Here is a 14,571-nt window from a genome sequence, read left to right as displayed (position 1 = left end):
TTTACGTAGTGGCGGGGGGAGGATTCGAACCTCCGACCTTCGGGTTATGAGCCCGACGAGCTACCAGCTGCTCCACCCCGCGATGTGAGTCCGTAATAATAAGGCTTGACATGGGTACTTGTCAATAGTAAATTCAAATTTCTTTGCAGACCGGAATTATCACTTCAAACCTCAATTTAAATCTCATAGGAGGCTTATGTCCACCACAAATCAGGTAAGTGCCGCACAAGTTCATGACATTCTTCAAAAACATATTCTCACCGACGGGTATGATATTGTTCTAGACCTCGATAAAAGTGAGGGAATTTATCTATATGATTCGAAAAATGACGAACGTTATCTTGATTTCTTTACCTTTTTTGCCTCCAATCCCCTGGGGATGAATCACCCCCGATTGGCTAACCAAGAATTTCAAAACAAGATTGGACGGGTAGCCATCAACAAGCCCTCCAATTCTGATGTATATACCGAAGAGATGGCTGAATTTGTAGACAACTTTGATCGCGTAGGAATCCCCGACTATCTTCCACATTCTTTCTTTATTTCCGGTGGTGCATTGGCCGTTGAAAACGCGCTAAAAGTCGCTTTTGACTGGAAAGTGCAGAAAAACTTTGAAAAAGGATATCGCGAAGAAAAGGGACACAAAGTCCTGCACTTTGAACAGGCTTTCCACGGGCGTACCGGCTATACAATGTCGCTCACCAATACGGATCCCACGAAAGTAAAATATTTCCCAAAGTTCGACTGGCCGCGTATAGAATCCCCGGCGATGACCTATCCCGCTACGGATGAAAATATCCGAAAGACCGTACAGGATGAAGAACGTGCTATTGCCCAGGCCGAACAATATTTTGAGACCTATAAAGATGATATCGCCTGCATTATTCTTGAACCCATCCAGGCCGAAGGCGGCGACCGTCACTTCCGACTGGAGTTTCACCAGGCACTGCGCGAACTGGCCGACAAACACGAAGCACTGCTGATCTATGATGAAGTACAAACGGGCGTTGGCCTTACCGGTAAGTTCTGGGCCCACGAGCATTACGTAAAGCCCGATATTCTCGCATTCGGTAAAAAAGCACAGGTATGCGGAATTTTAGCCGGTACGCGTATCGACGATGTAGAAACAAACTGCTTTAATGTTTCTTCGCGCATCAACTCTACCTGGGGCGGAAACCTGGTTGATATGGTACGGTTCGGACGTATTCTGGAAGTAATAGAAGAAGAGAATCTCGTTGAGAACGCTGCAACTGTAGGTGATTATCTACTCGAAAAACTTAAGGCTCTTGAAGAACAGTTTGAGCATGTCAGTAATCCACGTGGCAAAGGGTTGCTATGTGCCATTGACTTTCCCAACGGACATGTTCGGGATGCCGTCATTAAGGAATGCTTTAAGAACAACTTGATGATCCTCTCTTGCGGACCTAAAACTATGCGTTTCCGTCCGCCGCTAAATGTAACCAAAGAACATATTGATGAAGGACTCGACATTATTGAAAAGTCCATCAAATCAGCAATGAAACAGTGCCCTGCGATTAACGCATAATTCATTTTCAGTCGTCAGTGGACAGTTAACAGTTGAGGTAACCACCTCCTGTTAACTGCACACTGGTAACTGAATTAAAGACTTACACCATCTGGTGCGATTCGGGCTGAATCGTAATCTCATTAAGTACCGACCCTTCTGGCTGATTAGCCGCATAATAAACCGATTTCGCCACCTCTTCAGTGCTTAGCATCTTTTTCTTTTGTACCCGCATATTTACTGTGTCACTATCCCACATAGGCGTATCTACGCCTCCGAGGTGCATCAGTGTAAACGTTACCCCGCTTCTCTTGTGTTCTTCCACTAAAGATTTTGTAAAACCTGTGACAGCAAATTTTGAAGCCGAATAAACCGAAGAGTTTTTCATGGGATACTTTCCTACACTGCCCGGGAACATAATCACTCTTCCCTTTTTTTCCGTAGCCATATAACGCACTACCGTTTGGGTCACCAGGAAAGTACCATAGACATTAACATCCAGCATCTCCTTGGCGTCTTCAGGCTTAATATCCAACAGAGGCTGGATAACAGCCGTCCCAAAAGCATTTACCAAGACATCGATGGGACCTAAATCATCAATAACCTCTCGGGCCATTTTTGATACAGAAGCCAGATCAGTAACATCCACACCAATTACGTAAGCCTCCCCCCCTTCGTCATTAATCTCCTTTGCTACCTCTTCGGCTTTCTGCTGGTTGCGCGCCGCTAATACCACCGTGGCCCCGGCCTTAGCAAATACGCGCCCGCAAGCGCTTCCTATGCCGCCTGACCCACCAACTATAAGTATAATTTTGTCTTTCATTACTATAAGTTCATTTAAAGTTAATTTACTCTGCCCTGTTAATTCCGTTGCTGCAAAAATCGTTCAAAAAGAAAAGGGACTTCTTTGAGAGAAGCCCCTTTAGGTGTTCCATTTTAAATCGTTAAATAGATTCAGCATTCCAGCGCTTATCGCTGCTGCATTCCTGCTTTAATCACATTATCGTAGATCGAAATCATCTCATCCTGTGAAAAGGTCAACAGGTCTGCAATTTCGAAGTCATCGTCTTCGCTGCCAACCTGCCCCAATTCAATAAAGGGAAGATCATTATCAGCCATATGAGCTTCGAATGCTTTCTGCTGATCGGGACTGCATGTTACTACTACCCCGGATTGGGCTTCACTGTATAGGACTTCGTGCATGTTAGAGCCCAGCTTATCAACAGATACTGTAGCCCCTTTGCCCGCAAACATGGACATCTCGGCCAATGTTATTGCCAAGCCACCATCGGAGATATCATGCGCAGCATTCACCAGATTTTCTTGAATAGCCTCAAGCAATACTGACTGTAAACGCCCTTCAAACTCAAGATCGATTTCAGGGGCATCACCAGTTGTAAGATCATGGATAGCATGCAGATATTCACTGGCTCCCAGCCCTTTACGAGGCGCGCCGATGTAATAAATTGCGTCAGACTCTTCTTTAAACTCGGGCGTCATGCGATCGTTTTCCAGATCTTCGATAAGTCCCAGCATTCCTATTACGGGAGTTGGGAATACCGCCATCTCAGGATTTTCATTATAGAAACTCACATTTCCTCCCGTCACCGGCGTATTGAATGTCCGGCAGGCATCGCCCATACCGGCAAGCGCTTCTTTAAAGGTCCAGTACACTTCCGGTTTATAGGGATTACCGAAGTTCAGGCAGTTGGTAATTGCCATTGGCTTAGCTCCGCTACACACAACATTCCGTGCGGATTCAGCCACAGCAATCTGACCGCCCTTTCGGGGATTCAGATGGACATAACGTCCGTTACAGTCGGTCTTAACAGCCAACCCTTTGTTCGTTCCTTTGATACGAACCACGCCCGAATCGGAGGCTCCCGGTCCGTTCACTGTATTGGTGCGGACCATGGTATCATACTGCTCATAAACCCATCGCTTTGAGGCGATGTTTGCAGCTCCCAACAGATCCGACATAATCTCTTTATGATCCGAGGGATGATCCAGGGAATCGATATCAAACGACTGTGTTTCTTCCAGGTATTCAGGCTTCTTCGTCTCTCGCTCATATTGCGGAGCACCGCCCCCCAATACCAAACTGTCAGCCGGGATATCGGCTTTTACTTCCCCATCCTTCTCATAGGTTACATTTTCACCTTCTACAACCTCACCGATCACAACGGCATTGAGATCCCATTTCTCATAGATATCGATAATTTCTTGTTCGCGTCCGTCCTCGGCAACCACCAGCATGCGTTCCTGGCTTTCTGAGAGTAACAGTTCGTAAGCAGTCATGCCCTCTTCGCGAGCCGGCACTTTATCCAGATCCAAGTGCATGCCCACACCGCCTTTAGCGGTCATTTCAGAAGAAGAACAGCTAATTCCGGCAGCACCCATATCCTGGATACCGACGATACCCCCGTTCTTAATAACTTCAAGCGTAGCTTCAAGCAGCTGTTTCTCAGAGAATGGATCTCCTACCTGAACACTTGGTCGCTTATCTTCACTTTCTTCGCTAATCTCTTCGGATGCAAATGTTGCCCCGTGGATACCGTCACGTCCGGTATCAGAACCTACAATAATCACAGGGTTGCCAATGCCTTCTGCGATGGCAGATGCCGTCCGGTCTTCTTTGACAATTCCAACACTCATTGCGTTGACCAGCGGGTTCCCTTCATACTTCTCATCAAAATAGATTTCACCGCCTACCATGGGCACGCCAAATGAGTTACCGTAGTCGGCAATACCTCGTACGACACCGTCGAGTAAAAATCGAACACGCGGAGTATCCAGATCCCCAAAACGCAGGGAGTTTAAGCTGGCAATAGGACGAGCACCCATCGTAAATATATCGCGGTGTATTCCACCGACCCCCGTTGCTGCTCCCTCGTAGGGCTCAATTGCAGATGGGTGATTATGACTTTCTACTTTAAATACGCAACCCAGTCCATCCCCAATATCAACCAAGCCGGCATTTTCTTCCCCTGCATCTACCAACATCTGCGGGCCTTCGTTGGGCAGCTTTTTAATTTCAAGGATTGAGTTCTTATATGAGCAGTGCTCACTCCACATAACCGAATATACTCCCAGCTCGGTAAAGGTAGGCATCCGGCCCAAATAATCTTTGATCATTTCGAACTCCTCTTCGGTGAGTCCGTGATCTTTGGCTAGTTCGAGTGTTACTTTCGGCTCAGTAATAGTAGTATCAGACATCAGTTATTATGATTGAGTGTTGGAAAGTTCCAGTAACTGTTCTAGTTGTTCAAATTCCTTAAATGCAAAATCGGCCTTTGCATGCTTCTCAGGCTCTCCGTTGGTTGTAAACCAAGCCGTATTCCAGCCATATTGCGAACCGCCTTCAATATCTGAAGAAAAAGAGTCGCCCACATACAGAATATCATCTTTGGCCACCCCTGCTTCTTGTGTAGCATGATCAAACACTTTGGGATCGGGCTTTAGCACACCTACATCTTCAGAAATAACGGTGTGATTGGCCGACTCATAAAGGCCGAACTCTTCAAATTTTAACCGTTGCGTTTCGGCAAATCCGTTGGTCAATATCCCCACGGGATAGTGTTCGGCTATTTTGAGATATACTTCCTTAGCACCATCCACCCACTGCCAGTGATTGCGATAGCACTGCATATAGTAGTTACCGACCTCTTCGTAACGGGCGACATCCAACTGCAGGTTCTGCAGGGTCTTTTCAAACCGATTCCGCTGCAGCTCGGATCGGTTTACTTCTCCACGACTGTAGAGCCCCCATTGTTCGCTGTTTACCTCATGATACTCATCAATAAGTTCGGAGGGAGTTACCTCTTCAAAAAGTGCGAAATTACTGTGCACATCCTGAAGCCCGGCCTGTTCTGCTGCCTTATGGTTAAGGAGCGTATCATCCAAATCGAAGTAGATATACTGGTACGACAAAAGAAGTACTTAAATCTTGTTGAAAATGATTCGCTCAAAGATAGGGATTTGATCAATAAGAATTAAAAAACATATTGATGATATTCAGTTTTGCTTTTACTTCTCGCGCAATTGTTTATTTCAAATTCTTAATTTTCAAAAATGTATCAATTTTCTGATCCTTTCGTATATTGTGCATCGTAAATATTAAACTAATTTCAGGATCAATGAATATTAAGACTCTCATCGGAATAGGCGTCGCTGCGCTACTCTTGTTTTATGGTGTCAGCGTAAATAATGGCCTAGTTAACAAACAGGAAACCGTAAACCAGCGCTGGGCGCAGGTAGAGAATCAGTATCAACGCCGAGCTGACTTGGTACCCAATCTCGTTAATACCGTAAAAGGGGCTGCCGACTTCGAAAAAAGTACCCTTACCCAAGTTATTGAGGCACGCAGTAAAGCGTCCTCCATCCAAGTATCGGCTAATGATCTGAACAATCCCCAAAAGCTGCAGCAGTTCCAGCAAGCACAGAAACAGCTTTCCGGTGCTCTGTCTCGTCTTCTCGTAACTGTAGAGAAATACCCGGAGCTCAAAGCCAATGCGAACTTCAGGGATTTGCAGAATCAGCTTGAAGGCACGGAAAATCGTATTGCCACTGAGCGACAACGGTTTAATGAGGCCGTACAAACCTACAATACCGAAATCCGACTTTTCCCCGGTAATCTCTTTGCCAGTATCCTTGGTTTTGAAAAGAAAGCCTATTTCGAAGCAGATGAAGGTGCCGAAGAAGCCCCGGAAGTCAATTTTGATCAATAAACAGTATAATCTTTAAGGTATAATAAGATGGCCGACAACGAGCTATTAACTGAAGAGCAAGAACAGCAGGTTATTGCCGCGATTCAAGAAGCCGAAAATAAAACCTCCGGTGAGATTCGCGTCCATATTGAAGATGAATGCAGTAATGATGCATTAGAACGATCCGCACAGGTTTTTCATGATTTAGGGATGGATCAAACCCAACGGCAAAACGGCGTTTTGATCTATATTGCCTCTGAAGATCATAAAGCTGCCGTTTATGCGGGTAAAGGCATCCATACCGAAGTAGAAGAAGGCTTCTGGAGTGATGTCTTGGATATATTACTGCAACATTTCAAAGAAGATGCTTATGAAGAAGGGATCGAAAAAGCGGTCCACAAGGTAGGCAACAAGCTCATAGAGTTATTCCCTTATAAAAAGGGAGATATAGATGAACTCTCTAATGAGATAAGTTACCACGACACCGAAAATTCCTAGCATAAATTCTCGTTCAAGACCTAAGCCGTATGTTTTCTCTAAATCGTTCTCGTTTATTACAATCGCTTATTATTCCTCTATTCCTGTTTCTGCTACTGAGTCCGGCACTCTTGAGTGCCCAGGACCTCCCCTCTGAACCTACGGGGCACGTAAGTGATTTTGCAAATATGATCGATCGCTCAGAACAGCAGCAATTAGAAACCAAGCTCCGTAACTACCGCGATACTACCACTACTGTTATCGCCATAGCCACCCTGCAAAGCCTTAACAACCTATCTATTGAAGAAACAGCCACAACGCTGTTTAATACCTGGAAGATGTGGGAAGGCCAGAAAGATAACGGTGTCCTTATTGTTATCGCCCGCGAGGAGCGTAAAATGCGTATCGAGGTTGGATACGGTTTAGAAGGGGCTATAACCGATGTCATGGCCGGACGTATTATTCGAAATATTCTCACTCCTGATTTCAAAAGAGGCAATTATTACGGGGGACTAGACCGTGCTACCTCAGCCCTGATACAACTGGCCAGCGGCGAATATACCGGGCAGCTGACCGAAAAGAGTTCCGACAAAAATGATACTATCTCATTTATCATCTTTGCACTTTTCATATTCTTTGTATTCTACTCTGCCGGACGCAAAGGCGGTGGAAAAGGCAAAGGTAAGCGCCGACGAACGTTGGGGCCAGCCGGATTCATCTTCCTCGGCGGAGGTGGCGGTTTTGGCGGCGGGAGTTCCGGCGGTGGCGGCTTCGGTGGCTTTAGCGGAGGCGGCGGATTCGGTTCCGGCGGTGGCGGTGCCAGCGGCGGTTGGTAATCTTTTTTGCTAATGCGTTAGAGAGCGTAGCAATACGGTCTCTAACATTATTCTTTTAGATTCTCGCCTCGCAATTTCTTGATCATCCGATACACCGGCCAGCTGATAAGTACAGAGATTACTACCGAGGTAATCAGTATATAGGTTTCGTTGACCAATTCTACCGGTAGCGATGTCGATAATGCTCGCGCCACATTTCGCACGCCAATGATGATCGTAATAAACACAACGATACTCATCAGGATATTTACGCCCACCGTATTCGCTGCCTTTTGAGTCATCAGCTCCAAATTATTAACCAATATAAGTAATGCTACAGCCACCATAGGTAGAATAATACCATTTAAAGCCTGGGCAAGAATAATAGCAGGCACGGGCTGTACCTGGGATGCCCCAAAGGCCAGTCCAATCAATAGTACTCCCATCCAAACTGCTCGAAAGTTACGGCCGGGTTCTGCCCACTTCCCTCCTTTTGCTTTATCCTCATCATCAGCCACACTTTGTGCTGTCACAGCAGCAGCAAGTGGAGCCGTTATTGATGAACTCAGCCCCGCAGCGAACAGTCCTAATCCCAGTAACAGCGAAGCCCAGCCTCCCAGCTGCTGGGTTAAAGCAGAAGCTAAGCCATCAAATGTAAATGACCCGGTAATGGCTGTACCCACGATAAGAACACCGATAGAAATCAATCCCCCGAGCCCAATAGCGATACTCAGGCTCCAGCGCATCTCTTTAAGATCTTGTCCCGAAGCGATTCCCGATCCCAGAAATAAGTTATAGGGCACTACAGTGGTACCGATGAGTGCCAGGATCAGCATACTCGACCCATCTGGTATTTCAGGGATTACCAAGCTTTGGGCCACAGCTCCTAAATCAGGTTTCATAAGAACGGCCGTGATGAGAAAACAGATCCCCATAAAGGCAACCAATACGCCCATTACTTTTGCGACCGATTCTACCGTACCATACCAAAACAGGGGTAGCACTATGCCTCCCATCGCTAAAACAATCCAATAAGCAGGTATTTTATAGATGAGTGTGATACCCGCCACGGCGCCCAATATATTTCCGGCTTCATAAGCGGCACACCCCAGAATTACGGCTCCTACAATCATCCCCAATAAGCCACTCATTACGGGACTTACATTCAAATATTTTTTTAGGGCTTCACCCAGATTAATGCCCGAGGACATTGTCAGGCGGGCACTGGCCTCTTGCAACACAATACAGGCCACTGTAGAAAACACTAATGCCCAGATAAGAGAATATCCAAACTCTGCACCGGCAGCAGCAGCCGTAGTTATTGTTCCCGGACCGATGAACGCCGCAGAGATAACAGCCCAAAATAAAATATTTAAAAAGCGCTTTTTCATAATCTCGTTAAATAATATTTGTAATTAAACTAGCTCTTGGCATTCCCAAAACCTCCGCCACCCGGAGTTTTAAGAATAAAGCTATCCCCTTTCTCCAGGGAACAACCGTCTATAGAGTCCAGTTTTCTCTTATTCCCATCCTTAAAGTACACCCATTGCTCACCAACAGAGCCGGCTTCTCCTCCGGCAACCCCGTATGGACCTTCCCGTCGATGCTGTGTCAGTACGGTAAGTTCGACGTTTTCTAAAAAAGTCACCTTTCGGTAGATACCGTTTCCGCCCTTCCATTTACCATCACCACCAGAGTTTTTACGTACTGAATATTCGTCCAACCGAACGGGATAGCGGTATTCAAAAATTTCGGGATCCGTTCCCCGGGTATTCGTCATATGGTGGTGCACCGCATCCGTTCCCGAAAAGCCGGGTCCCGCGCCTGTACCGCCTCCCACCGTCTCATAGTATCCGAAATCTTCATTGCCAAAAAGTACATTATTCATCGTGCCCTGGCTGCAGGCTATTCTTTCAAATGGTTTTAGCAAAGTATCAACCAAACGCTGACTCACTTCGATATTTCCTCCTACCACTGCCGGACATTTTTTTGGATCCGCATCAAAAGCAGGATTCAACAGGCATTTCGGCAGTGTCATGTTCACCGCTTTTAAAATCCCCTCATTCAACGGTATCGATTCATCAATAAGCAACCGAAGCACGTACATAACCACACTACTTACAATAGCGGGGGTAGCATTCAGATTCCCCGGATGAACAGCCCCGGTGCCTGTGAAATCCAGCTCAATTTCATCATCATCAACCTCCACCTTCACCTTTATAGGGGTACCATCGTCCAAGAACTCCTCACTCACAAACTGCCCGGAGTCCATTTCCTTAATCGTAGAACGCATTTTCGATTCGGCATGAGCCGTCAACGCATCCATATAGTATCTCACCTTTTCAATACTGTGCTTCTCACATAACTTTTCTAAGCTATCAATACCTCGTTGGTTGGCCGCGACTGCTGCCTGCAAGTCCGCAATATTTTCACTGACACTTCGTGTGGGAAAGGGATCTGAAAGCAGTTGCTCTTTAATCTTCTGCCACTGTCCTTCTCCTTTTTTAACCAAGTGCATGGGTGGAATAACAACACCCTCCTGCTGCAGATTTGTAGCGGTAGGCGGCATTGATCCCGGGGAGGCTCCACCAATTTCGGCATGGTGAGCCCTGCTTGCCGCAAATCCAACGAGATTACCTTTTACAAAACAAGGCGTGATAACTGTTACATCGGGCAGATGTGATCCTCCGAATGCAGGATGATTTGTTACTAACACATCACCGGGGACAATTTCCAGCTCTTCCTTAACCCTGCGCACACACAGGCCTAAGGCCCCCAAATGTACGGGAATATGGGGAGCATTGACGACCAACTCCCCCTTTTCGTTGAGCAAAGCACATGAAAAGTCCAGGCGATCTTTCACATTCACGGACAATGCGGTCCGCTGCAGCATCTCACCCATCTCTACTGCAATAGAGCTAAAGCGATTCGTAAAAAGTTCCAGGCTTACCACTTCTGACAGATCACTCTCAACTTCTTTTTCTTCCTCACTACTTCTACTGAGCTTCAGTGCCCCATCTGCGGTTACTGCAACCTCCCAATTGGGTTCAATGGCAATGGTACTATGGGGATCTAAAATAAGTGCCGGACCATTTATTTCTGCCCCAGCCTTCAGTTTTTCCCTTAAAAAAACCGGAGTCTCCCGGCTCTCTCCTTCAAACCAAATCTCTTTTGTATAGGCTGCATCAGGGTAATACCTTTTGGTTTTAGGCTGATCTTCTTGCCCTTCAATGGCATCGGCTGAGGCAATAACGCGCAGGCTTACCACTTCAATTTCACGGCCAGACACCCAGTGCCCGTACTGTTCGCGATACAGATCCTTGAAGGCACTCTCCGGATCCCCATTCTTTGTATATTCAACCTCAAGAGAGGTTTCCTGTCCCGATAATCGCATGGATAAAATATTGCGCCGAATACTAATATTGCCGGCTGAAATGCCCGCTTTCGTCAATTTTTCTTTTGCCTGATCGGCTAACTCTTTCCAATAAACTTCCAAGTCAGCTTCAATATCATGCAACGGTCTTAGAATTTGCCGCTCAGCGAACTCTTCAACTTCAGCGTGGCCCAACCCCTCTGCGCTCAACAGCCCCGCCTCTTCAGGGATAATAACGGTTTCCATATTTAACCGATCAGCAATGGCACATGCATGTTGTCCCCCGGCCCCGCCAAAAGCAACCAGTCCATAATTTCGGGTGTCGTATCCTTTTTGAACAGATACCTTTCGAATAGCATCAGCCATACGTTCATTAGCAATCTGCAAAAATCCTGAAAGCATCTCTTGGCGGGAAAGCGATTTAGCATCACTATCTTTCACCTCTTGGAGGAGAGTATTGAGCTGTGTATTCGCAGCTTCCAGATCTACCGGGATATGAAAGTTTTGGGGATCAAGACGTCCCAACAGTAAGTTTACATCTGTCACAGTAAGTGGACCACCGGCCCCATAACAAGCAGGTCCCGGCCACGCTCCCGCACTTTCAGGACCTACACAAAGTTTATGGCCATCGAAATAACATATTGAACCACCACCGGCGGCTACTGTCTCAATATTTAGAGCCGGGGCAACAAGATGTGCATCACCGATAGCATGTTCAAAAACATATTCATAACCGGCGTCATAACGGGCTACATCCGTGCTTGTACCTCCCATATCAAATGAAATAACATGATCTACCCCAGCTTTTTTACCGGCCGTAGCTGCCCCTACAACCCCACCGGCCGGACCACTTAATAAGCTATCCTTAGGGGCAAACTGCTCCTCCAGCGTTAACCCGCCGGCACTCGTCATGATAAACATCTGTTCATCTTTGATCACGGACTGCACATCATCAAGATACTGCTGGATGATGGGAGCCAGGTATGCATTGACCAGTGCCGTCTCTGTGCGAGGAAGAATTCCTATAAAAGGACTTAGATTAGCAGAAACAGAAACGTGCTCAAAACCCTGATCTAACAACCATTTCTTAAACTGCTGCTCATGTTTAGGGTTTTTATAGCTATGCATTAATGATACGGCTGCAGAAGTGATACCTTGATCCAAAAGGTGCTTAACATCAGATTTCAATGAACCAATATCTATTGGCTTCAGGATCTCCCCTACTGCATTCAGCCGTTCATCTACTTCTACTACTTCATCATAAAGGGAGGATTTTTTCTCAATTTCAAGTGCAAAAAGATCGGGACGCTGCTGAGTTCCGATCTTTAATAAATCTCCATATCCCTTTGTTACAAAAAGAGCTGTGGGTGCCCCCTTTTTTTCGAGCAGAGCATTGGTTGCTTTGGTGGTGGCCAATCGCAGATCTATTGCCGGCAGGCTGTCTTGACGGGGTGTTTGCGTAACAAGTCTTGCCGCCAATACCGGTGCTTCTTCATCCGATAGGGCTTCAAAAGCTACACCTTCGTTTACTTCAACTGGTTTATCTAATGTAATGACCGACTGATCGCTGTCAAAAGCTACTATCTTGGCATTCTGGTGGAACCCATCCAACAGCTCAAATCCAAACCCCTCAATAAAATCAGTCGGTGCCTCCCATGATTGATCTACTTTAAAGTTGAGATCATCCACTCTGGATATAATTTCTCCACGCAGAGCACTACTACTGAGGACCTTTGCCTTTTTTCTTTCCCCTTGTGGGCTAATAGCAATACAATCCGTAAAAGTACCACCTGTATCAACCCAAACTCTCCAAGGCGACTTCCGACTTCCACTCATAGTAAGGGGTATCTCCAATTCAGATTATTTTGTTAGAGTCGCCCTAATATTTCATTTAATTCGGATCTATGCCATTATTAAATGAAGCCAATGTATATCTGTTAATACATAGCCGGTTCTGGCTTACTTTTTTCTAATGCCTGTTCAAGGTCACCGATAATATCATCTACATTCTCAATCCCCACCGCCAGTCGAACCAAGCCGTCAGTAATACCGGCCTGTTGGCGTATTTCGGCATCCATCACAGAATGCGTCATTGAAGCAGGATGCTGAATTAACGTATCTACGGTTCCAAGGCTAACAGCGAGGGTACAAAAGTCTACTTGATCCATCATTGCTACACCTGCCTCATACCCCCCCTTCAGCTCAAAACTCATGACACCGCCGTAGCCTTTTTCAAAGAGCTTATCTGCTAATTCATGCTGGTCATGGGTATCCAAACCAGGATAAAAGACTTTTTTTACCGCCTCGTGTTCTTCCAAAAATTGTGCAACTTTCATCCCATTTTTGGTATGCTGCTGCATTCGAAGCGTGAACGTCTTCAGCCCATTTAAATTTAACCATGCATCAAAGGGACTGGTAACACCGCCTAGGTTTTTACGAAACAGTGCCACATTATACTCATCAATTACCGATTGCTTAGCTACTAAAGCACCGCCTATTAAGGTACCGTGACCGTTCAGGTATTTCGTTGTAGAGTGGATCACCATGTCGGCGCCCATCTCCAGCGGACGCAAGTGGTAAGGGGTAGCAAATGTATTATCTACAAGAAATAGCACATTGTGTGCCTTTGCTACTTCAGCAACTGCCGGAATATTAAGGATAGACATTGTAGGATTGGCCATCGTCTCCCCATAAATTACCTTCACATCGGGATTTTCCTGTAGCGTTTGATCCAAGGTCTCAAGGTCATTGAGATCCAGAAAATGAGTGTCTATCCCCAGCTCAGGCGCCTCTTCTTTTAGAAACTGGCCTGTACATCCATACAAACCCGGCTGAGCTATTACCGCTCCCTGGTTAGCCATTGCCAAAAGAGCCGTACTGACAGCAGCCATTCCACTACCAAAGGCAAGAGCACCAACATCCTCAGCGATATTCTCACCCTCCATTTTAGCGAAAACCTGCTCCAGGCGATCAACCGTGGGATTTCCCAAACGCGAATAGCCATGAGAACCTCCCCCCTCTTCTTGAGCAAAAAACTTTCTTCCGTCCTCCACAGAATCAAACTTAAAAGTCGAAGTTTGATAAATAGGCATCACATGCGCTCCAAACGGATCGTTCTCCGGTTGATCTGCATGTACCATCTCCGATTCTATGCTATACTTTTTGTTTTTCATGGTGCTCCTCGTTTATGGGAAGGTGATAATTTTCTTTTTTCGTAGACATTACAATATTACTGTAAATACGTTCAATCCCCTGCAGTTGAGTCAGCTTATCGTGTACAAACCGTTCATAGGCCGGCATATCCTTTACTACAATTTTTAGCAGGAAATCAGCATCACCGGTAATATGATAGCATGCCTGGATTTCCGGCATCTTATCAATCTCATTACACACTTCATCCAGGGTATGCATTTTATGAACAGCCAGACGCAACGAGCAAAAAACAACCAACCCTTTCTCTATTGCTTCAGGATCTACCTGGGCTCCGTACCCTTTGATAATACCTTCTCGTTCTAATCGCTTTACTCGCTCTAAGGTAGGAGTGGTTGTAAGCCCGACCTTCTCAGCTAACTTATTATTCGGGATCCTTCCATCCTTCTGGAGGATCGAAAGGATTTTCTTATCTGTATCGTCCAGCTGATATCTACTCATAACACTATATAATAATTGTTAATA

Annotated in this window: 11 protein-coding genes and 1 tRNA gene; 4 read left to right on the top strand and 8 right to left on the bottom strand. The window is 46.0% G+C overall.

Annotated features, from left to right (window positions below; all coding sequences use genetic code 11):
- Positions 1-9: 9 nt before the first annotated feature.
- Positions 10-82, bottom strand: a tRNA-Met gene (locus tag G3569_RS16680).
- A gap of 114 nt (positions 83-196) precedes the next feature.
- Between G3569_RS16680 and lat the strand changes: the two genes are divergently transcribed.
- Complete coding sequence (lat, locus tag G3569_RS16675) at positions 197-1,546, top strand: L-lysine 6-transaminase (protein ID WP_165271223.1); 1,350 nt, start codon at positions 197-199, stop codon at positions 1,544-1,546.
- Positions 1,547-1,628: 82 nt separating this feature from the next.
- Here lat and G3569_RS16670 read toward each other — a convergent pair whose 3' ends face one another.
- The 3 genes from G3569_RS16670 to G3569_RS16660 form a co-directional block, all read right to left on the bottom strand.
- Entirely contained in the window at positions 1,629-2,348 is a 720-nt protein-coding gene (locus tag G3569_RS16670; protein WP_165271222.1) for an SDR family oxidoreductase, read from the bottom strand.
- Between the two features lie 146 nt (positions 2,349-2,494).
- Positions 2,495-4,741 carry a phosphoribosylformylglycinamidine synthase subunit PurL gene (gene purL, locus G3569_RS16665; RefSeq protein ID WP_165271221.1) on the bottom strand — a complete coding sequence of 749 codons (2,247 nt, stop codon included), beginning with the start codon at positions 4,739-4,741 and terminating at the stop codon, positions 2,495-2,497.
- Positions 4,742-4,747: 6 nt separating this feature from the next.
- Entirely contained in the window at positions 4,748-5,455 is a 708-nt protein-coding gene (locus G3569_RS16660) for an HAD family hydrolase (protein ID WP_165271220.1), read from the bottom strand.
- Between the two features lie 206 nt (positions 5,456-5,661).
- On the opposite strand from G3569_RS16660, the gene G3569_RS16655 reads away from it, so the two are divergent.
- From G3569_RS16655 to G3569_RS16645, 3 genes are read left to right on the top strand one after another with little or no spacing between them, the layout of a single operon-like run.
- The gene (locus tag G3569_RS16655) at positions 5,662-6,252 is read left to right on the top strand and encodes a LemA family protein (protein ID WP_165271219.1); all 591 of its coding nucleotides are present in this window, start codon (positions 5,662-5,664) and stop codon (positions 6,250-6,252) included.
- A gap of 27 nt (positions 6,253-6,279) precedes the next feature.
- On the top strand, positions 6,280-6,729 hold the full coding sequence (locus tag G3569_RS16650) for a TPM domain-containing protein (protein WP_165271218.1): 450 nt from the start codon (positions 6,280-6,282) through the stop codon (positions 6,727-6,729).
- A 29-nt stretch (positions 6,730-6,758) separates the two neighbouring features.
- Positions 6,759-7,544, top strand: coding sequence for a TPM domain-containing protein (locus tag G3569_RS16645; RefSeq protein WP_165271217.1), 786 nt, complete (start codon positions 6,759-6,761; stop codon positions 7,542-7,544).
- Positions 7,545-7,591: 47 nt separating this feature from the next.
- Here G3569_RS16645 and G3569_RS16640 read toward each other — a convergent pair whose 3' ends face one another.
- The 4 genes from G3569_RS16640 to G3569_RS16625 all read right to left on the bottom strand — a co-directional run bounded on the left by G3569_RS16640 (position 7,592) and on the right by G3569_RS16625 (position 14,547).
- Positions 7,592-8,914, bottom strand: a complete 1,323-nt coding sequence (locus G3569_RS16640; protein ID WP_165271216.1) for an Nramp family divalent metal transporter — start codon at positions 8,912-8,914, stop codon at positions 7,592-7,594.
- Between the two features lie 29 nt (positions 8,915-8,943).
- Positions 8,944-12,732: a hydantoinase B/oxoprolinase family protein gene (locus tag G3569_RS16635; RefSeq protein ID WP_165271215.1), complete on the bottom strand. Its 3,789-nt coding sequence runs from the start codon at positions 12,730-12,732 to the stop codon at positions 8,944-8,946.
- Between the two features lie 101 nt (positions 12,733-12,833).
- Complete coding sequence (locus G3569_RS16630; protein WP_165271214.1) at positions 12,834-14,069, bottom strand: trans-sulfuration enzyme family protein; 1,236 nt, start codon at positions 14,067-14,069, stop codon at positions 12,834-12,836.
- Positions 14,050-14,547, bottom strand: a complete 498-nt coding sequence (locus G3569_RS16625) for an Lrp/AsnC family transcriptional regulator (protein ID WP_165271213.1) — start codon at positions 14,545-14,547, stop codon at positions 14,050-14,052. The genes G3569_RS16630 and G3569_RS16625 overlap by 20 nt, the downstream gene beginning before the upstream one ends.
- Positions 14,548-14,571 lie beyond the last annotated feature (24 nt).

The organism is Fodinibius halophilus, from assembly GCF_011059105.1.
Classification (GTDB): domain Bacteria; phylum Bacteroidota; class Rhodothermia; order Balneolales; family Balneolaceae; genus Fodinibius; species Fodinibius halophilus.
The sequence above is the reverse complement of the archived record's forward strand: the minus strand, read 5'-3'. Positions and strand labels throughout refer to the sequence as shown.

Excerpts from the sequence above, each read along its gene's own strand:
- lat (WP_165271223.1), top strand. The coding sequence starts at position 197 with ATGTCCACCACAAATCAGGTAAGTGCCGCACAAGTTCATGACATTCTT.
- G3569_RS16670 (WP_165271222.1), bottom strand. The coding sequence starts at position 2,348 with ATGAAAGACAAAATTATACTTATAGTTGGTGGGTCAGGCGGCATAGGA.
- purL (WP_165271221.1), bottom strand. The coding sequence starts at position 4,741 with ATGTCTGATACTACTATTACTGAGCCGAAAGTAACACTCGAACTAGCC.
- G3569_RS16655 (WP_165271219.1), top strand. The coding sequence starts at position 5,662 with ATGAATATTAAGACTCTCATCGGAATAGGCGTCGCTGCGCTACTCTTG.
- G3569_RS16650 (WP_165271218.1), top strand. The coding sequence starts at position 6,280 with ATGGCCGACAACGAGCTATTAACTGAAGAGCAAGAACAGCAGGTTATT.
- G3569_RS16645 (WP_165271217.1), top strand. The coding sequence starts at position 6,759 with ATGTTTTCTCTAAATCGTTCTCGTTTATTACAATCGCTTATTATTCCT.
- G3569_RS16640 (WP_165271216.1), bottom strand. The coding sequence starts at position 8,914 with ATGAAAAAGCGCTTTTTAAATATTTTATTTTGGGCTGTTATCTCTGCG.
- G3569_RS16635 (WP_165271215.1), bottom strand. The coding sequence starts at position 12,732 with ATGAGTGGAAGTCGGAAGTCGCCTTGGAGAGTTTGGGTTGATACAGGT.
- G3569_RS16630 (WP_165271214.1), bottom strand. The coding sequence starts at position 14,069 with ATGAAAAACAAAAAGTATAGCATAGAATCGGAGATGGTACATGCAGAT.
- G3569_RS16625 (WP_165271213.1), bottom strand. The coding sequence starts at position 14,547 with ATGAGTAGATATCAGCTGGACGATACAGATAAGAAAATCCTTTCGATC.